Origin of the sequence: Dinghuibacter sp. (assembly GCF_035492835.1) — a bacterium.
GTDB lineage: Bacteria > Bacteroidota > Bacteroidia > Chitinophagales > Chitinophagaceae > Dinghuibacter.
The window spans coordinates 1-17,853 of the sequence record NZ_DATJIY010000153.1 but is presented as its reverse complement, the minus strand read 5'-3'; the positions used below and the strand labels follow the sequence as shown (position 1 = coordinate 17,853).

General features: G+C 57.8%; 17 protein-coding genes. 11 read left to right on the top strand and 6 right to left on the bottom strand.

Annotated elements, in window-relative coordinates; all coding sequences use genetic code 11:
- Nucleotides 1-183: 183 nt before the first annotated feature.
- Nucleotides 184-897, top strand: coding sequence for a hypothetical protein (locus VL547_RS14060; protein WP_325578826.1), 714 nt, complete (start codon nt 184-186; stop codon nt 895-897).
- Nucleotides 897-1,553, top strand: a complete 657-nt coding sequence (locus tag VL547_RS14055) for a DUF2306 domain-containing protein (protein ID WP_325578824.1) — start codon at nt 897-899, stop codon at nt 1,551-1,553. The genes VL547_RS14060 and VL547_RS14055 overlap by 1 nt, the downstream gene beginning before the upstream one ends.
- Here VL547_RS14055 and VL547_RS14050 read toward each other — a convergent pair.
- Nucleotides 1,536-2,609: a hypothetical protein gene (locus tag VL547_RS14050; RefSeq protein ID WP_325578822.1), complete on the bottom strand. Its 1,074-nt coding sequence runs from the start codon at nt 2,607-2,609 to the stop codon at nt 1,536-1,538. The two genes, VL547_RS14055 and VL547_RS14050, sit on opposite strands and share 18 nt — an antisense overlap.
- Before the next feature lie 21 nt (nt 2,610-2,630).
- Entirely contained in the window at nt 2,631-2,786 is a 156-nt protein-coding gene (locus VL547_RS14045; protein ID WP_325578820.1) for a hypothetical protein, read from the bottom strand.
- Nucleotides 2,787-2,995: 209 nt separating this feature from the next.
- On the opposite strand from VL547_RS14045, the gene smc reads away from it, so the two are divergent.
- Together smc and VL547_RS14035 are read left to right on the top strand one after the other, a co-directional pair.
- Entirely contained in the window at nt 2,996-6,517 is a 3,522-nt protein-coding gene (gene smc / locus VL547_RS14040) for a chromosome segregation protein SMC (protein ID WP_325578818.1), read from the top strand.
- Between the two features lie 141 nt (nt 6,518-6,658).
- A complete protein-coding gene (locus VL547_RS14035; protein ID WP_325578816.1) occupies nt 6,659-8,404 on the top strand; it encodes a hypothetical protein in 1,746 nt (581 codons plus the stop codon).
- Here the strand turns inward: VL547_RS14035 and VL547_RS14030 are convergent.
- A complete protein-coding gene (locus VL547_RS14030) occupies nt 8,401-8,790 on the bottom strand; it encodes a DUF302 domain-containing protein (RefSeq protein ID WP_325578814.1) in 390 nt (129 codons plus the stop codon). The two genes, VL547_RS14035 and VL547_RS14030, sit on opposite strands and share 4 nt — an antisense overlap.
- Before the next feature lie 50 nt (nt 8,791-8,840).
- Here VL547_RS14030 and coaD point away from each other — a divergent pair, with 50 nt between their 5' ends.
- The gene (gene coaD, locus VL547_RS14025) at nt 8,841-9,383 is read left to right on the top strand and encodes a pantetheine-phosphate adenylyltransferase (protein ID WP_325578812.1); all 543 of its coding nucleotides are present in this window, start codon (nt 8,841-8,843) and stop codon (nt 9,381-9,383) included.
- A 4-nt stretch (nt 9,384-9,387) separates the two neighbouring features.
- Nucleotides 9,388-9,825: a hotdog fold thioesterase gene (locus tag VL547_RS14020; RefSeq protein WP_325578810.1), complete on the top strand. Its 438-nt coding sequence runs from the start codon at nt 9,388-9,390 to the stop codon at nt 9,823-9,825.
- A gap of 247 nt (nt 9,826-10,072) precedes the next feature.
- Here the strand turns inward: VL547_RS14020 and VL547_RS14015 are convergent, their stop codons facing one another.
- Nucleotides 10,073-10,687 (bottom strand): NUDIX hydrolase, encoded by a 615-nt coding sequence (locus VL547_RS14015; protein WP_325578808.1) that lies wholly within the window; start codon nt 10,685-10,687, stop codon nt 10,073-10,075.
- Between the two features lie 13 nt (nt 10,688-10,700).
- Between VL547_RS14015 and pyrE the strand changes: the two genes are divergently transcribed.
- Both pyrE and VL547_RS14005 read left to right on the top strand, forming a co-directional pair.
- The gene (gene pyrE / locus VL547_RS14010) at nt 10,701-11,330 is read left to right on the top strand and encodes an orotate phosphoribosyltransferase (protein WP_325578806.1); all 630 of its coding nucleotides are present in this window, start codon (nt 10,701-10,703) and stop codon (nt 11,328-11,330) included.
- A gap of 31 nt (nt 11,331-11,361) precedes the next feature.
- Nucleotides 11,362-11,727 (top strand): heavy-metal-associated domain-containing protein, encoded by a 366-nt coding sequence (locus tag VL547_RS14005; RefSeq protein WP_325578804.1) that lies wholly within the window; start codon nt 11,362-11,364, stop codon nt 11,725-11,727.
- Nucleotides 11,728-11,781: 54 nt separating this feature from the next.
- Here VL547_RS14005 and VL547_RS14000 read toward each other — a convergent pair whose 3' ends face one another.
- Nucleotides 11,782-12,234, bottom strand: a complete 453-nt coding sequence (locus VL547_RS14000) for an LEA type 2 family protein (protein ID WP_325578802.1) — start codon at nt 12,232-12,234, stop codon at nt 11,782-11,784.
- Between the two features lie 70 nt (nt 12,235-12,304).
- Between VL547_RS14000 and VL547_RS13995 the strand changes: the two genes are divergently transcribed.
- Both VL547_RS13995 and VL547_RS13990 read left to right on the top strand, forming a co-directional pair.
- Nucleotides 12,305-12,898, top strand: coding sequence for a sigma-70 family RNA polymerase sigma factor (locus VL547_RS13995; protein ID WP_325578800.1), 594 nt, complete (start codon nt 12,305-12,307; stop codon nt 12,896-12,898).
- A 369-nt stretch (nt 12,899-13,267) separates the two neighbouring features.
- Nucleotides 13,268-13,993 carry a hypothetical protein gene (locus tag VL547_RS13990; RefSeq protein ID WP_325578798.1) on the top strand — a complete coding sequence of 242 codons (726 nt, stop codon included), beginning with the start codon at nt 13,268-13,270 and terminating at the stop codon, nt 13,991-13,993.
- Here the strand turns inward: VL547_RS13990 and VL547_RS13985 are convergent.
- Nucleotides 13,947-16,760 carry a CHAT domain-containing tetratricopeptide repeat protein gene (locus VL547_RS13985; protein WP_325578796.1) on the bottom strand — a complete coding sequence of 938 codons (2,814 nt, stop codon included), beginning with the start codon at nt 16,758-16,760 and terminating at the stop codon, nt 13,947-13,949. The genes VL547_RS13990 and VL547_RS13985 overlap by 47 nt on opposite strands.
- Before the next feature lie 494 nt (nt 16,761-17,254).
- On the opposite strand from VL547_RS13985, the gene VL547_RS13980 reads away from it, so the two are divergent.
- Entirely contained in the window at nt 17,255-17,593 is a 339-nt protein-coding gene (locus tag VL547_RS13980; protein WP_325578794.1) for a hypothetical protein, read from the top strand.
- Nucleotides 17,594-17,853 lie beyond the last annotated feature (260 nt).

Here is a 17,853-nt window from a genome sequence, read left to right as displayed (position 1 = left end):
GAATCGATGTCGTATAACGCCGAGCGCGCCAGGACGGGCGTGGATCGCCGGCACCCGGACGTCAGCGACGCAGCAACAGCCAGCAAAGCGAAGGCACGCAAGGCGAACACACGCATAAAGTGAATTGTCCTATCAAATTATAAAAACCCTCCCTATATTTGGTAAACATAAATGTTAAAATATATGCGTATCGACCCTGTACGCGTCCTGCTTATCCTCGTCATCGCGCTGGCCGCCTGCCGCCAGGCCCGGCAGCCGGCAGCAAACACGCAAAAAGCCTTAGGCACCTACGACGGCAACTTCGGAAAAGGCATACTGGCCCTTACGATTAATTATGTTAACGGCGACGTCGTGTCAGGCTACGACATCCGGCAGGGTAACCGCCGCAACCTCAACGGGAAGGTAAAAAGCGATGGCGCCTACCTGTCCCTGGCGCTCCGGGAACCGGGAGACCGCGCCGAGGACGGTGTCTTTACGTTAAAACTCGATACCGCCAGCGGCCGCGTCAAGGGCAACTGGTCACCTCTTCAATCCGGCAAGGCCACCGCCCGGGACTTCCAGCTGAAGCTCGACACGGACTATCAGCACGGCCTCTACGAAATTGGGTTGGGGGAATGGCTGGTGGGCGATGACTCTACCCTCGATCTACAGGCCAATGGTTATTGCGAATACAACTACTACGACCACGCGAAGGATTCGACCTCACAGCTGAATACCGTCCACGGCAGCTATGTACGGACGGGCAACACCGTCCGGATCGATTGGGAGCGCGGCGCCGCCGTGCCGGTCCGTCAGATGACCCTACGGCTGATACGCCGCCCCGTAGAAGACTCGCCGGAAGACTCCACCGAAACCCTGGAGGGCAGCGGCTGGAAGCTCGTACGACCCATCGACTGATGAAACGCCCCCTCCGATACGCCGCCTGGGCCTTGTTGATGGCTGCGCTCGCCTTCTTCAGCTACCTGATGATCCGGTTGTCGCTGCCGTATACCGCCCTGCGCGAAGACGTTTCTTTTCTGAGGTCCAAACAAGGCGTCTACTACCTCGGCTACTGGCGCATCAGCTTCTACACCCACGTGTTTACCAGCACGCTCGTTTTGTTGGCCGGCTTTACCCAGTTCAACAGGTATATATTGAGGGACCACCCCAAGCTCCATCGGACGGTAGGTTACGTCTATATCCTGACCGTCTGCCTGGTCACCGGCCCCGCCGCCCTGGTCATGGGTTTTTACGCTAATGGCGGTTTTCCGGCGCGTACGAGTTTTGTCTTGCTCGCGTCTTTGTGGATTACTTTTACGGCGTTGGCCTGGTGGTTCGCCGTCCGCAAACGATTCGAGCTCCACGGCGCCTTTCTCTACCGGAGCTACGCCCTGACCCTTTCGGCGTTGACGCTTCGTTCCTATACCTTTTTGCTGCAATGGCTCCAGGTCGACGTCCATCCCCGCGACATCTATATCGTCACGGCATGGCTGAGCTGGGTGCCCAACCTGCTGGTGGCTGAATGGCTGATCCAATACCGCGGGGTAAAAAGGATGCTACATCGCTCCCGTTGAGGGCTGGATTTTCCCCGTTGGATCGATGCGGAAAAGCCGTTTTACCGTATCGGCCACCGCAAACTCCATGGTCGGTCCGATGGAAAACGATTTCGACGAGTCCTCGACGCTGTTCCGCCCAGCCACCAACATTTTGTCGATGATCTTACCCTGGGGCGTATATGTCGTCAGGTAAAAAAAGACCTGAGAAGTCATCGGATTATCGATGACGGCGGTATCGTCGGGATCACGGTCGGTGTACTCACCCCAGTCGTCCGAGCCACCGTAGACCAGCGCGATGTAGACGCTGTCAGCGTGGACCTTCCCCACGCTGAAGTAGCCGGGTTCTTCGCCCCGGGCAAAATGGACGGCGCGCATCTCGGTGATGTATTTTTCGTAACTGTAGTCGATGTCATCCTCCGATTTGTGCGGGTGCTGCGTAAACCACTGGCTGTCGATCGCCAGCGGGAACCTCGCGGAAGGAAAACCCGCCAGGAAATCCGCCCATAGCGATGCCGCCCGGTCCCGGCGGCCGTCCATGGCGATCCGGTAGGTGTCTTTGAAATCGTAATACACCCGTACCGGGGCAAAAGCCGGGTCCTTGATGAATACCGTCGGGTCGGGGATGCCCATCTGAATGGCCACCTGCATGTATTTCAGCGAGGTGTCCCTGTATTTATCCCCGTTCTGCGCATACGCCGCCGACAGCTCGTATAGTACGTTGTAGAGGGGCGCATATTGCAGTTTTTCGGCGATCCCGAGGGCCTGCACGGCCTCCTCATATCGCTTCCCCATCAACAACGCCGTCCCCAGCTCGAAATACGCCTTCGGCGTCGCGACGTGGTAAATAACGCTTTTAATGGAATCCGCGGCTTCGTCATATCGCCGTTTGCTGCGCGAAAGCCCGACGGCATCGCCGAGCTTCTTGTCCCATTGAACATCGTGCGGTCCAGCCAGGGCCGCCCGTACGGCGTCAATATCGTATATCGTAAAAGGAGTAACCGGCACTACGGCCCTTTCATGCCGCCCGCAGGCCGCGAGCAGACAAACGGAGATAAGCAGAAGAGGGATACGCATGGCGAAAGTTACTTATTTTTCCTAACTCCGTCCCCTTAGGATGACTGTTCCGGTCCCAGGCGCCGCCGCCGGCTTCGGCGCCGATGTCATGCTAACATAAATACCATCCGGATTTTTGACGACCTGGATGGCGCTGATGTCCGCCGGGTCGATAAAGGCCGTGTTCTGCATGGACATACGGATACTAGGTAGGCACTTGCGAGAACCCCGCAAAGCCCGCGCAAAGCAACACGAAGGAAAGAACGAGTGTTTTCATAGTCAGTAATTTACAAAATTTGTTGACAACTCGTGTATAACAACCCCCGGGCCGCCCCGCCAAAAAATTATATTTGCTGTTCGCTAAAAAGCGCTAAAAAAGCGCCAAACGGCGCTAAAAAGGAGGACAAGTGCGTTTAAAGACCCTCGAAATAAAAGGATTCAAGAGCTTCGCCGACAAGACGACGCTCCATTTTGACGAAGGGATCACCGGGGTGATCGGCCCGAATGGTTGCGGCAAGAGCAACATCGTGGACTCCATCCGCTGGGTGATCGGTGAGCACAAGATGAGCCAGCTCCGGTCCGAAAACCTGGAAAGCCTGGTTTTCAATGGGTCGCGCACCCGTTCGTCGAGCGGTCTGGCCGAGGTGTCCCTGACCTTCGAGAACACCAAGAACCTGCTTCCCACCGAATTCAGCACCGTCACCGTCACCCGGAAGTTCTACAAGAGCGGGGAAAGCGAGTACCGCCTCAACGACGTCTCCTGCCGCCTCAAGGACATCCACAACCTCTTCATGGATACGGGCGTCTCCACCGACTCCTACGCCATCATCGAGCTCGGGATGGTCGACGACATCATCAAGGACAAGGACAACAGCCGCCGCCGGATGCTCGAGCAGGCCGCCGGCATCTCGATCTATAAGACCCGGAAAAAAGAGGCCCGTCAGAAGCTCGACGCCACCGAGCAGGACCTGGCGCGGATAGAAGACCTGTTGTTCGAGATCAACAACCAGCTGAAGGCCCTCGAAAGCCAGGCCAAAAAGGCCGAAAAATACTTCGAGGCCAAAAAGGAATACCGCACCCTCTCCATCGAGCTGGCCAAGGCCTCGCTCGAGGGCTTCAACCTGACCTACAAGGAGCTCAACGAGCGCCAGGAGGCCGAAATCGACCGCCGCATCCAGCTGGAAGCCGCCATCGCTACCGAAGAGGCGCAGGTCGAGCAGGAGAAGCTGGGCTTTATCGAGAAGGAACGCGCCCTGCAGGCGTTGCAACAGCAGTACAACCAATTACAACAGGAGCTGCGCACGCGGGAGAACGAAAAGAACCTCGCCTCCCAGCGCCTGCACTACCTGAAAGAGCGCGAGCAAAGCACCAAAGACTTCCTCGACAAGTCGCTGCACCAGCTCAAAGGTCTCGAGGAAAGCATCGCCTTTACCGGCCAGCAGGTCACCGACGAGCAAACCAACCTGGAAGATAGCCGCGACCGTTTGGAGGATATAAAAGCGGGCGTCGAGGACAAGCGCTACGTTTTCGACGACAAAAGAGCCGCCACCGACCTTTTGAGGCGCGAGAACCAAACGTTGCAGCGGCAGCAGTTCGACGCCGAGAAAAACGTGGCCGTCGCCGATACTTCGATCCAGAACATCCAGCGGAGCATTTACCAGCTGCGGGAAGAGCAGGAGCAACTAAAAGCCCAGCTGACTCGGCTCGACCAGGAAAAAACCACCAAGGAAGCCGAGCTCGCCTCCAAAAAGACCGAGCTCGAAACCCTCCAAACACAGCACGAGCACGCCAAGGCCCAGATCCTCGAGACCCAGGCCCAGGTGGAGCAGCTGCGTCTCCAGCTGGCCGAGGAAGGCCGTCGTCTCGACGCCCGCCGTAACGAGCACGACCTCCTCAAGAGCCTGATCGACAGCATGGAAGGCTACCCCGAGAGCGTCAAGTTCCTCCACAACAATAAGAGCTGGAACCACGAGGCGCCTATCCTGAGCGACATCATCTACGTAAAGGAGGAATACCGCGCCGCGGTGGAAAACGTCCTCGAACCCTACCTGAACTACTACGTCGTCAACAACCTTACCGAGGGCCTCCAGGCCGTCCACCTGCTCGACGACAACAAGAAGGGCAAGGCCAACTTTTTCCTCCTCGACCAGTTCGGCGAACAGCCGACCGGACACCAGCCGGCCGGCACGCAACCCGCTCTCGACGTCGTGGAAATCGACCCCAAATTCAAAAACCTCGCCGCGTACCTTCTCGGCAACGTCTTTATCGCGGACAACGAAGACGCCATTTACCACAGCAATGGTGCCATCGTCCTGGAAAAGACCGGTAAATTCGTCAAAGGCCACTACTCCCTCACCGGCGGCAGCGTCGGCCTCTTCGAGGGTAAAAAGATCGGTCGCGCCAAGAACCTCGAAAAATTAAAAGAGCAAATCGCGGCCCAGGAGCAAATCGTCAACGGGATCAAGGAACAAATACAGGCCCGTCACCAGGAGGTCGCCCACTATACCGGCCAGCTCAAGGAGCAGGCCATCAAACAGACCCAGACCGAGATCAACCAGCTCACCAACCAGGCCTACGCCCTGCAAAACAAGCTGGAGAACCTCCACAGCCAGGAGGGCGCCGGACAAAGGCGGCTGGAAGACCTGGAAGCCAACCTCGACAAAACCCAGGACAGCATCAGCGACCAGCGCGACTTGCTCGAGCGCCTCAATGCCCAGCTCGAAGAGCTGTCGAATCGCATGATCGGCGCCGAGACCGCCTACGCGCAGGCCGAGCAGGAATACAACTTCGCCCAGGCCCAGTACAACGACGCCAACCTGGCCCTGACCCGCCAGCAGAGCAAGCTGAGCGGTCTCAAACAGGAGCTGGAGTTCAAGAACAACCAGCTCCGCGACCTAAAGACCCAGGTGGAGCAAAACAACACCCAGCTCCAGGACACCGTCCAGCAGATCGAGGAGTCCGAAGGATCGCTCCAGGATTCCCACGAGGGCGTCGTCGATTTGATGCGGCGCAAAGAAGAGGCCGGGCACCTCGTCAACACCTCCGAGCAGGCCTACTACAACCTCCGGAACACGCTGACCGAAAAGGAAAGCGAGCTCCGTCATAAACAAAAGACCAAGGAACAGATCGACTTCCTGCTGGGCCAGCTCAAGGACAAGGTCTCCGAGCTCAAGCTCCAGCTGGCCGGTATGAAGGAGCGTCTTAGCGTCGAGTTCCGCGTCGACCTGGACGCCATCATCGACCAGGAACGCGAAACCGACACACCCGTCGAAGAGCTCACCGCCGCCGCTGAGCGGCTCAAGAAGCGTATGGAGAACATGGGCGAGGTAAACCCCACCGCCATCGAGGCCTTCCAGGAAATGAAAAAGCGCTACGAGTTCATACTGGAGCAAAAGAACGACCTCGTCAGCGCCAAGGACTCCCTCCTCCAAACCATACAGGAAGTGGAAACCACCGCCAACCAGAAGTTCCTGGACACCTTCAATGCCGTCCGCGAGAACTTCCAGCGCGTTTTCAAGGCCCTTTTCACCGAAGAGGATACCGCGGACATCGTCCTGGATAACCCTGAAAACCTCGCGGAAACCACTATCGACATTATCGCCAAGCCCAAGGGCAAGCGTCCGAGCTCCATCACCCAGCTCAGCGGGGGTGAAAAGACACTGACCTCCACCGCCCTGCTCTTTGCGATCTACCTGATCAAACCGGCCCCCTTCTGTATCCTCGACGAAGTCGACGCCCCCCTCGACGACGCCAACGTCGGGAAGTTCACACAGATGATCCGCCAGTTCAGCGAAAACTCCCAGTTCATCATCATCACCCACAACAAGACCACCATGTCCACCGTCGACGTCATCTACGGCGTCACCATGCAGGAACCCGGTGTCAGCAAGCTCGTCCCGGTCGACTTCCGCAGCCTGAGCAGCAACTAGCCTGTCAATTTTTTGTATATTAGGGGACTTCGTCTACCAATGAAAGAGACACCCCTCACAGCCCCTGTCGGAAGTCGCGCGGCAGCCGGCCATTCAGGCCCGCGCGGCATGGCGTTTCCCGCGGTTCACGTTTTTAGGTCCATGCCGTCGTCCCCTGTTGTCCAACGGGCAAAGATCAAGACCGGGACCTCGGTGCGGCCCGGGGGCACAAAGACCCATACCGTCGAAGACCTGGCGGTGCTCGACGCGCTTACCAAAAAAGTTTCCGACTTTGGCAAAGGGGACTTCCCACAGCCGGCCAGGATTGAAAGCGCCTCCAACGCAGGGAGGATCAACCGGGATCCTTCCACTGAGCTGGGGGACGAGAGGAAATTGGGTGATCGCCCTATCGACGACCTCTGGCAATTGGTGCTCGACTACAAGAAAAGCCGTTTCTCCGGCGCCGTTAACGTCAAGGACAAGGATGGTGGCGAGCTGGCGTCCCTTAAATACAACCAGTATGGATCTACCAGCCGGAAGTGGGAGAATGACGACGTCATGGTCTATAAAACCCCGAAAGGGCTCAACGAGGAAAAAGAAATAACCGATACCAGCGTCGCCTATAAAATGGGCGCCACAAAGTTCGAAACGCTGCGCACGGATTTGGGTTGGACGGACCAGCAAATCGCCAAGGCTGTCTTGAAGTATATTAAGGATGGTGTGGTGCCCGCCGAGATCACCGGTGAAAGCCGCCGGAATTTCGGGTATCTGGTCGCCCTCATGACCGTCCCGGAATCGGTCCGGGGTCTGGGCACGTTCCCGCTCGGTCTGATACAGCTGGACAACATCGCCACCGGCGCCATTACCTCGGCGAAGGCGCTGGCGGGCCCCGCAGACGATACGGAAGAGGAGGAAGATGAATACAAGTACAAAAAAGAGCTGCGTGCGGGTGGCGCCTATGCCCCCGCCTTTGCCGGCAGCAAGCAGCACATCAACGAGATTGAAAGGGCAAATGATGCGGGAAAACCCTTGAAGGCCCAGCATGCGTCCAACGAGACCAAATATACCTGGAACCTCGTGCTGGATCGCTACACGGCGATGATCAAGACGTTCCTGGGGAAGCATCCCGAATTACTCGGGGTGGGACCCGAGACCGATGACAAAAAAGTCGCCCTGAACGGTCTGGTCGGTAATATGCTGGCTTTCCTTGGTATCGGCCCGCAAATCACCGGCGCTACGAGCGATAACCGGGTCCTGGGCCGTACGATGTCCACTGCGTTGCACACGCTCAATAAGACCGACCTGAGCGAGCACAAGCTGACGGGCGCCTTCCTTGGCTCCGAAACGAAATCCTTTGAAACGCTGACGACTTCTTTTAGTAACTATAAGGCTGCCCCGAGCTCCCCTTCCTATCAATATCCGGAGTTTCTGTCCGGGCAGACAGGAAGCTTTGCCGAGCAACGCGCCGAACGCAAGGACGACGAGGAAAGGGGAAAGCTGACCGGCTTTCACACATACTTCAGCGTGCCCGGGCAGGTCAAGGAGGAGAAAACGAAGAAACGGCTTAGACAGGTGGTAAGGGAATCGGTCGAAGAATTGGAAGGCGGTGAAAAAGAAGACAAAAAAGCGGAGCCCGAAACGACGACCGAACCCAAAAAGAGGGTAAGGTTTGGCAGCAAGGGCAGGCTCCTGCTCCAACTTTCCAACGAAGTAGGCTTGATCGTTGCGGGCATTGCCGGGTCGCTCACCGATCAGGAATTCGACCTGCAAACGGTTGGTGACTCGGTATTCAATTCAGCGGAATATCAACGAATAAGGAAAGAACTCGAAGAACATCCGGATATGGGTGTCAATCCGTCCCAGCTGGACAAAATGCTGATGGACAAGCTCGAGGTCTTCCAGTCCTAACCGGCGATCAACCGTACCAGCGGGCCGACGTCCAGCTTGGCCGCCATCTCCGCAGGCAGCCCGTACCGGTGTTGCAGGTATGCAGGATCGTTATAGACGAGCCATACGCCAACCCCCGCTTCCTCCCACGCCAGCAGCTTCAGCGGCAGGTCGAGCGCCGACAACGGAAACGCCTTCATCACCGGCGTGCCGGCCATCGGATTACCGAACACCAGTAGCTCCGTCGGCGGCATATCCAGACCGACGCGAACGGCAGCCGCCTGCTGGTCGATCCGCGCAAAGGTCAGGATGCCCTTGGAACGCAGCAGCGCCTCGAATTTGTCAATCGAGTCACGTACGGAATACGGGCTTTTGAGCCGCAGTACGCCGAAGTCGTTGGGGGTCATAAAAGGGGAGTTTGACGCAAGTTACCTATATTCGCCCTGAATCACCATACATGGAACGTATTGCTTTATTCCCCGGGACCTTCGATCCTGTCACCCTGGGTCACCTGGACATCATCCATCGGGCCCTGCCGCTTTTTGACCGGCTCTACATCGGGATCGGGACCAATATCAGCAAGGTCCCCATGTTTACCAACGAGCAGCGTCTCCAATGGTTCAAGGAGATATTCAAGGACGAGCCCCGCATCCAGACCGTAGTCTATGATGGATTGACGGTAGAATGCTGCAAAAGGGTAGGGGCCACCCACATCGTCCGCGGCATCCGCTATGTCAACGACTTCGAATACGAGAAGGCCATCGCCGACATGAACCGCAGCCTCGAAGGACACATCGATACCGTTTTCCTGACCTGTCTGCCGGAATTCACCTCCGTGGCATCCACCCTCGTCCGCGACGTGCTGCGCAACGGCGGCGATGTAACGAAATTCCTACCTTCCGCGGTCGTCAAGTCCCTCGCAACGGCCGCCCTCTCGTCCGCTGCCGCGTCTTCCGCCACCGCCTCTCCCGCTGCCGCGAAAACGGCGACCCAATCGTAAGCCCATGCCTCGTATCTGGTTCGACCCCGCCGTCACCCTCTCCGACATCCAGCGCATGAACGCCCGCACCATGGCCGAACACCTGGGCATCGTATATACCGCGATCGGCGACAACAGCCTCAGCGCCACGATGCCCGTCGACGACCGCACCCGCCAGCCCGCCGGTCTCCTCCACGGCGGCGCTTCCTGCGTCCTGGCCGAGACCCTCGGGAGCATCGCTTCCTACCTGGTGATCGACCCCGCCCACCTGCAGCCGGTCGGTCTGGAAATCAATGCCAACCACATCCGTGGCGTACGCGAAGGCCTGGTGGCCGGCACCGCGACCGCCCTCCACCTCGGCAAAACCACCCACGTTTGGGACATCCGCATCGCAGACGAACGCGGCAGCCTCGTGTGCATCAGCCGGCTGACCGTCGCGCTTATCAAAGTGAGACAAGCCTGACCGCCCCCGCGCCGCTGCGCACGCCCGGCCTCGCGGTCCCGCGGTACACCCGGGCCCCGGGGCGGTAGCGTATTTTTCCCGTTTTTTTTGAAACGATCGTGTGGTATCTTGACGATCCTCTTCAAGAACCGCAAACTATGGTAACCATCCTGCTAATCGTAGCCGCCGTCCTACTGCTGATCATCGTCATAGCGGTGGTCGCCCTCCGCAAAACGATCGAGAACCGTAAAACGATCGAGAACCACCGCTAGGCTTTCAGCACATCCCTTACGGATGGAAACGCCTCCGGCAAATACGCCCCCAGGTCCGCCGGCGCCACCCACTTGATCTCCACGATATCCTCCGAGGTCTGCGGTACCAGCGTTGCCGAAGCGGGCGCCTGCATGCGGTACCAGTATGACTCCTTTAAAACGGAGTGCCCATAGTCATTATAATGGTGATAGGTCGTCAGCAAAAAATCGCCTAACGTGGCGGCCAACCCGGTCTCTTCGAGGACCTCGCGCACCGCGCACTGTTCGATGGTTTCCCCCGGGTCGAGCTTGCCCTTTGGCAGGTCCCATTTACCGCGGCGAAAAATCAGGAGATACGCCCCGTTCTCGTTTTCGATGCGGCCGCCGCCGGCCTTTACGATCGTAAAGTGCTTCCAGAACGCCTTTTTCAACGCCGCGAGGTTACCCTGCCACAGCAATATACCCGCATGAAAATCGGGTTTGGCGATTTCGTGGAGGAGCGACTTGATCGCCGGCCCCGACACCTCATCGACAAAGATGGTATCGGGATGGTGGAGGTATTCGTCGAGCGACGCTTCGATGGCGTCGCAGAGAAAAACGGGTTTTTCCCCGAAATAGACTTTTATATACATATTTTTGCACCGTATGACGAACCAAAAGGCTGTGGCCGAACGGCTTTTGCAAATTAATGCCATTAGGCTGAATCCCGAAAATCCCTTTACCTGGACGAGTGGCTGGAAAAGCCCGATCTACTGCGATAACCGCAAAGCCCTGGGCTTCCCCCCGGTCCGCGAGTTTATCAAAAGCGAGTTCTGCAACCTGATTTTCACCCAGCTGGAAGAGACCGACGTCCTGGCCGGGGTGGCCACCGCGGGTATCCCCTGGGGAGCCATGGCCGCCGACCAGCTCAAGCTCCCCTACGTCTACGTCCGCTCCAAACCCAAGGAGCACGGCCTGGGCAACCAGATCGAGGGACACTTCGAACCCGGCCAGAAAACCGTGGTGGTCGAGGACCTTTTTTCCACCGGAAAAAGCAGTCTCGAAGCCGCCGCCGTCCTTCGCGCCGCCGGAGCCGAAGTCATCGGTGCCGTAGGGATCTTCGACTACGGCTTCGCCGCCTGCGCCGAAGGCTTCGCCGCCGCCGGAATCCCCTATTTCGCCTTGAGCAACTACGCGACCCTCATCGACCTGGCCGTCGAAAAGGGGCTCGTCACCCCTGCCCGGCAATCGCTCCTCATGGAGTGGCGCCAGAGCCCCTCGACCTGGGGACGCTAATATTCCGTACCTTTAGCGTAAACGACCCTACATGTACAGGCATATCCTTTTCTCATTAGCCGCGCTGATAGTCGCGACTGGCGTCTTCGCCCAAACGAGCGACAAAAAGACCGCCATCCTCAAGACCCCTACGGTCCAGTGTGAAAAGTGCAAAAAGCGCATCGAAGACTATATGAGCCACGAGGACGGCGTCATCAAGTGTACCGTGGACTTCAGGAAAAAAACGACGACGGTCACCTACGCCTCCAACCTCACCAATATCGAAAACATCAAGACCGCCATCGCCAACGTAGGTTATGACGCCGATGACGTCACCGCCAACCCCGATTCCTACAAGGCGCTCCCCACCTGCTGCAAGAAGCCCGAAGACGGCGGTGGACCTCCCAAGAAGCAATAGCGCCCGCACGGCGCGCGTGACCGCTCCAAAACGCTTCGCGCTCCTGGCGCGCCGCTAGAACAACTTCAGATTGAGGTTTTGCTGCCCCTCGTAATGCACCGGAAACGTCTTCACGATCCCGGCCTTGGACCCGCGGACTATCCCATCCACCTTGACATCCACCGTCCGGTTCAGGTACGTCTGCAACCCGCTGGCGATCAGCCTTTGCAAATCAAGCGTGATCGGCAGCGTGATCGTGAATTCCGAGTTCGCGCTCACGTGTATGGACGTGTCGAGGTTTGCGTGCCCCAGCCAAAGCGTGTCAAGGTGCACGTCCACCGATCCCCCGCGGAAGTCGAAACCCATCCCGTTAGGGTTATAGTAAATCACGTCCGCCGTCACCTGCGGGTGACTGAAATCGAAATGGGCGATCCGGAGGTTATCGATCCTGCGGAACTCGAGCGGTTTATAGGAACGGCAGCCAGCCAGTAGTAATACGCCAGCCACGAATAATCCAAGTTTAGCCATGCCCAAAAGTAGCCCAAAGGATGTTTGTATCTTATAAATTTGTATTTTTAATATATAACCCTTATCCTCTTTGGTCCCACAGGCATCTGATGAATCCATTATCTCCGGTATACTCGCCGGTGACATCGACCACGTCGTCAGGCCCCTCTATCGTCAGTATGCCGGAGCCGTGGCCGCTCACGTCATCAACCACGGCGGTTCCCAACAAGACGCGGACGACGTTTTCCAGGAAACCATCGTAGCCTTTATCGACCTCGTCCAAAAGGGCAGGTTCCGCGGGGAGGCGCAGGTCAAAACCCTGCTCGTCGGCATCGGCCGCAACATCTGGCTCAACGAGATCAAAAAGAAAAAAAGCCTCGACCACCGCGGCGAAATATTCGAAAAAGGGAAGGGTCTCGAAGAAGCGGACGGCAGCGACATACTCCAGCAGCGGGCACTCCATCAACGCTTCCGTCACCTGATCGCGCAACTCGGGGACCCCTGCCGGACCATCCTCACCTTATTTTACTACGACAACAAGTCCTTTAGGGAAATCGTCTCCGAAACCGGCTACGAGAACGAGCAGGTCGTCCGGAACAGGAAATACAAGTGTATGAAAGACCTGGCCGATCTCATCCAAAATGATCCGGAAGCCATGGAGCAGGTGAGACTTATGTATATTTGAAAAAAATATATAAAAAACCGGTTACGAAAGGCGCCCCTGCTTTTACTCAGTTATGTAAGCAGTTCTTTGAAAAGCGGGAAAAAGCCAGGTACGAAATGCCAATATCCATTATGTAAAGACCCGTTTTCCGTACCCTATCCGTCCTGATGAATCTCATCTATTATTCCAAGATCCAATACTTACCGAGAGACCTCAAAGTCAAAGTGCCCTGTAAAGACTCATTCCTTCATTATCCAAGTATCCAATATCCATGTAACCGTACACTTTAACTTTGACTATTATTGCTACAACGACGATACATCCGCCTGGCTTTTTCCCGCTTTTCCGGAGCTGCGGCCCAACTCCCTTCGACAATATCCGCATCAAATCATGACACCCGAAACATTTCAACACTTAGTCGATAGCCTCGATGGCCAAACGCCTCCTCCCGAGGCGCCGGATGCCGAGACCGCCCGTCAGCAGCGTGTGTTGAACTACGCGGTCGACGCCATCCGGCATGACGGCCTCCACCGGCAGGTCGCCCTGGCGCTCAACGCCGCCCGCGCCGAAGCCCCCGGCGCCGCCCGCGACACCGCTGGCACCGCCCCCGCCGCGCGCGTCATTCCCTTCTACAGCAAACCCCTTAGCATAGCCGCGGCCGTTGCTATCCTCATTTGCCTGGCCACCGCCGGCAAATTTATCCTTACAAGCCCCAAAGACATATACGATCGATACTATTCCTCTTACGACATCCCAACCGAACGGGGTGGGGAAGACCTCGATCCCCTGGAGCAGGCCTATCAGGCCCGCAACTGGTCGATGACCGACCACCTGCTCACCGGCGACGCGTCGCCCCGCGACCGCTTCCTGGCCGGAATGGCCTTTATGGAGCAGGGTCAATACGCCCAGGCGATCGGTTTGTTCAAACCCCTTACCCAGGGAACGCTCTACAAAGACGAGTCGGAATATTACCTCGCAATGGCGTACCTGGCCAGTCACCAATCGGCCCCGGCGCTCGGGCTGATCAACCGGATCAAGTCGGACCCGGACCACCTCTTCCATCGTCAGGTCATGCAGATGAGCGGGCTCGACCTGCTGATCTTGCGCGCCAAATAAGCACGGCCGCCGCGCCCCCACCCAGGAGCGCCGCGATGCCGAAGAGCGCGATCCATTCCGGGCCGCTGCGTCTCACCGGCGCCGATACGATCGCCTCGGTATCCCCCACCAGCACCAGGTGCGCCCAGTAATTCGGACTGATGTAAAGCGCGTTACTGTGGATATAGTCGAGCTTGGCCTGGCGGAGAGCCTCGGTTTTGCTCAAGCCCTTTTCAAGGTATACATGGAATTGCCGAAGGATGGCGGAAGTAGCGCGGTCATCGGCCTTCCAAAGGCTGTTCACCGTGCTCGCGCAACCCGCGTACATAAACGCGCGGGAGAGACTCATCATCCCTTCGCTTCCCTCGATCTGTCCGTTCCCGCTTTCGCACGCGCTCAGGATCACCAGTTCCGTGGAATCCATGTTGAGGCTGTAGATTTCCGGGAGGAAAAGACAGTCGTCGGACGGCCCCGCCTGGCGCGGGTAAAAACAGATCGCCGAGTCCATGGACGCGTGCGTCGCCAGGTGGACCACCGGGTACCGGTTCACCGTCGCCAGGAAACGCGCCTTGGTGGCCGCGACATCCACGAAACATTCCCCCGGGAGCCCCGCCGTCTCCGGACCCGAGCCCGCCAGACGGCAAAGCTGCCGGTACGCCGGCGTCTGTACCAACCGTCCCTGTTCCGCAAAAGGCGCAAAGGCCAGGACCGAATACCGTTCGCCCAATTCCCGTCGCCGCCGGAACGGTCGCGACAGGAACTTCGCCGACAACTGGTAGCTGATCGTTACGCTGTCGATCAGGAAGCGACCCCCATCGGACAGCGGCAACGCGTCAAAGGGTAACCTGCAAAAAAAATCGTCCGGGAGCACCGTCCATTCGTCCTTACCCGGCAGCTCTTCGAGCAGGGGCGCCGTCAGCCGGCGGTAGAGCGCCGATTCCAGCGCCTTGTCCCCAAACCGTTCCCCCGCGCTAGTGTTCCCCAGCATGTCTACATACTGCTCCACCGATCGTCGTAGCCACGCCAGCGAGTCGATGAACAGGCAATGAAAACCATTGCTCGTCACCAGGAATGCGTGCAGCCCTTCCCGTGACACAAAAAGGCTCACGATCGCCTGTCGCCCGCTCAGACCCGCCTGGAGCTCTTTTACCGTGGGACACGCATCCTCGAATTTGAGGTTATAATAGGCGCTGTTCTGCTCCATCGTCCGCTGGAGTGACGCTAGCTCGATTTCGTAGTCCGCTTTTTGGGTCGCCGTCACGCCATCGTTCTTGAGGTCCAGGCGAGCGATGTCATGCTTGACCTCCATTTCCTTGCGGACCAATCCCGGGTCTATCCCCGGCAGGTGGTTCAGCGACAGTTCCTCCCAGCGCGCCGAGACGATCGAGGCCTTGCTTTTCTCCGCCATCTGGAACGCCATCTCCCCGTACGGGCCGCCCGGGTGCAACCGGTCCAGCTCCAGACAGGCCAGGACCGCGTCTTCGTAAAGGCCCTGGTTGTTGCGCTTGAGGAACAGCTTGGCGTCGTCCGTGGCGTATGTTTTTTCGATATACCGGAAGAGCAGGATCGCGCTGTTGTACGCCCCCAGCGCTTCTTCGAGGTATTCCCCCTTCCCGGACTGGCTGTAGAGCCCCTCCAGGATGCCGGCTTTATAATACAGCGCGTCGAACAGCCGGTAAGACGCAAACGCCCCGGTAAACGACTCCGGGTTAGCGTGTACGTCCGGGTCGCGGAACGTCCGGCTAAACGTGATGATCGCCTGCTGCAGGTACCCGAGCGCGTCGAGGTGCTGCCGCCGCGCCATCAACACCTGCGCCCGGTACAGCGCGTTGATCCCCCCATCCACCCTCGACAGCCGCCCTCCCTCGATCCCCCGGTCCAGGTATACGATCGCCGAGTCCTCGTCACCCTTCAAAAAACACGCGTTCCCCATTTCATTGAGGACCCCGGGCACGTCCCTGGGGTTTACCTTCCGGTAAAACGCGAGCGCCTGTGCATAGTCGCCCAGCCCCTTATAGCACTGCCCGATATTCAGACACACCTGCCCGGCCTTGGCGTTCAGCGCCCCATACATTTTCAGCGCGCCCTTATAGTCCTTCAGCCTATACAAACAGCTGGCGATATTGTTCTGGAAATTGAGGATCGACACCTTGTCCCCCGGGGTCTCCGACTGGACGACGTCCAGCGCCCGGGTGAAATAGTCTTTTCCCTGGAGGTAGTTCCCTCCCTCATAATTGAGCGCCCCGAGGGCATTGTACAATCGATCACGTTCAGGTAGCTCCCGCCGGTTGCCGCCAGCGTCGCCGCTCGCTCCGCCGTTGCCGCTCCCGCCGCCCAGGTCCTCCTCCGCCGCCTTTAACACGGCCTCCGCCCTCCCAAGCACGGTTTCCGCCGAATCGAAGTTATCCAGCCGGTAATAGTCCGTCCCGACATACACCAACGCCCGGAACCGCAGCGTATCCCCCCAGTCCGGGTGCCGCGACACCAGCCACAGCACATTCCGGTAGACATTCAACGCCTCCGCATAGTTCCCCCGGATGTCCAGGAGGATGCCTTTATTGAGACACGCCTGTCCCACGAGCGCGTCCGGCCCGCCCTCCCGGATGACCTCGTCAAACAACACCAGCGCCATCGAATCCGATGCCACGGTAGGGTGAGTAGAAGAAAAATAGGAATTTGCCCTCGAATACAGGGCGTGCACGTCCGCCGGATAGGGGTCAGGCGCTCCCAACCCCCTCACCAGGAGGAGCCAGGATAGGATATGGATGCAAAGCGCCTTGAGCGGCATAATATCGTAGAGAGCCCCCCGCCGGCGGTCTCGTCAGTTGTCAGTGCCCCTTGTTCAAAATCACGATTTGCGGCAAACGATGCCGCGCCGGCGCCGGCGTCGGCGCCCTGTTCCCTTTCCGCGCCGTCCGGATGGCATTCACCAATGCCACCCCGTAATCGCCTTTGGCGACCGGCGCTCCGCCGTCCTTACGCGCGGATGTATCCCCGTAAAAAAATGGAACATTCACATGAACCGGCATCGACCGCCCCCAAAGGGGACCCACGAGGGCCAAAGCCAGAATGACAAATACGTGCTTATTCATCGAGTACGGAATTGTGTCAAAGATACACTTGTTGCTACTGACGAATGGCGACATTTTGTAAAACAAATGTTACAGCACCACAGGGTATAAAAGCGCATGTATGGTCATATACAACCTCGCGTCCCGCCAACCAAATGTCTTATTTTTAGGTTCCGGCCCCCTTTTTGCATTGATATAAAAGCTAACGCCCATGTTCACACCAACATTCACCAAAGAGGGTCTTCCCGATCACATCCTGGTCACCCAGCTCAAAAACGGAGACCAGGAGGCCTTTAGGGCCCTGATCACAAAACACCAGGACTTTTCCAACACCCACTCCTACAAGCTCACCCGCGACCGCAAACGCGCCCTCATCCTCTCCTCGATGGCCCTGGAGCACCTTTGGCGTTCCCGCAACGCGATCCCCGACTTCTACATGGCCGTCGCCGCCCCCCCCTTCTGGCTCTATATCGCCAAGGTCATCCACGCCTATTTCGACGCCCTCCGCGACGAAGACTACGAAAGACCCATCTACATCTCCAGCAACTAAACCCCGCCCTCACGTGCCCCCCGGAGCTCACCGACCAGCGTGACGCTCCATGCCAACGTGTCGCTATCCATCAAATACAACCCGCCGTCAAAGGGTAGGGTAGCCATAGGCACAAATACCAACACTCCCGGAAGCCAACTTGGACAAGATGTATATCATTCCCTCACATTCCTTTCGTACCTTTACTAAAATCCTTGGTATTCCAAGCCCTACCTAAAATTTTACTTTAGATAAAAACTTGCTATCCTAATTAGCGAAAT

Excerpts from the sequence above, each read along its gene's own strand:
- pyrE (WP_325578806.1), top strand. The coding sequence starts at position 10,701 with ATGACGAACCAAAAGGCTGTGGCCGAACGGCTTTTGCAAATTAATGCC.
- VL547_RS14045 (WP_325578820.1), bottom strand. The coding sequence starts at position 2,786 with ATGTCCATGCAGAACACGGCCTTTATCGACCCGGCGGACATCAGCGCC.
- VL547_RS14005 (WP_325578804.1), top strand. The coding sequence starts at position 11,362 with ATGTACAGGCATATCCTTTTCTCATTAGCCGCGCTGATAGTCGCGACT.
- coaD (WP_325578812.1), top strand. The coding sequence starts at position 8,841 with ATGGAACGTATTGCTTTATTCCCCGGGACCTTCGATCCTGTCACCCTG.
- VL547_RS14000 (WP_325578802.1), bottom strand. The coding sequence starts at position 12,234 with ATGGCTAAACTTGGATTATTCGTGGCTGGCGTATTACTACTGGCTGGC.
- VL547_RS14015 (WP_325578808.1), bottom strand. The coding sequence starts at position 10,687 with ATGTATATAAAAGTCTATTTCGGGGAAAAACCCGTTTTTCTCTGCGAC.
- VL547_RS14060 (WP_325578826.1), top strand. The coding sequence starts at position 184 with ATGCGTATCGACCCTGTACGCGTCCTGCTTATCCTCGTCATCGCGCTG.
- VL547_RS13985 (WP_325578796.1), bottom strand. The coding sequence starts at position 16,760 with ATGCCGCTCAAGGCGCTTTGCATCCATATCCTATCCTGGCTCCTCCTG.
- VL547_RS14055 (WP_325578824.1), top strand. The coding sequence starts at position 897 with ATGAAACGCCCCCTCCGATACGCCGCCTGGGCCTTGTTGATGGCTGCG.
- VL547_RS14020 (WP_325578810.1), top strand. The coding sequence starts at position 9,388 with ATGCCTCGTATCTGGTTCGACCCCGCCGTCACCCTCTCCGACATCCAG.
- VL547_RS14050 (WP_325578822.1), bottom strand. The coding sequence starts at position 2,609 with ATGCGTATCCCTCTTCTGCTTATCTCCGTTTGTCTGCTCGCGGCCTGC.
- VL547_RS13980 (WP_325578794.1), top strand. The coding sequence starts at position 17,255 with ATGTTCACACCAACATTCACCAAAGAGGGTCTTCCCGATCACATCCTG.
- VL547_RS14035 (WP_325578816.1), top strand. The coding sequence starts at position 6,659 with ATGCCGTCGTCCCCTGTTGTCCAACGGGCAAAGATCAAGACCGGGACC.
- VL547_RS13990 (WP_325578798.1), top strand. The coding sequence starts at position 13,268 with ATGACACCCGAAACATTTCAACACTTAGTCGATAGCCTCGATGGCCAA.
- VL547_RS14030 (WP_325578814.1), bottom strand. The coding sequence starts at position 8,790 with ATGACCCCCAACGACTTCGGCGTACTGCGGCTCAAAAGCCCGTATTCC.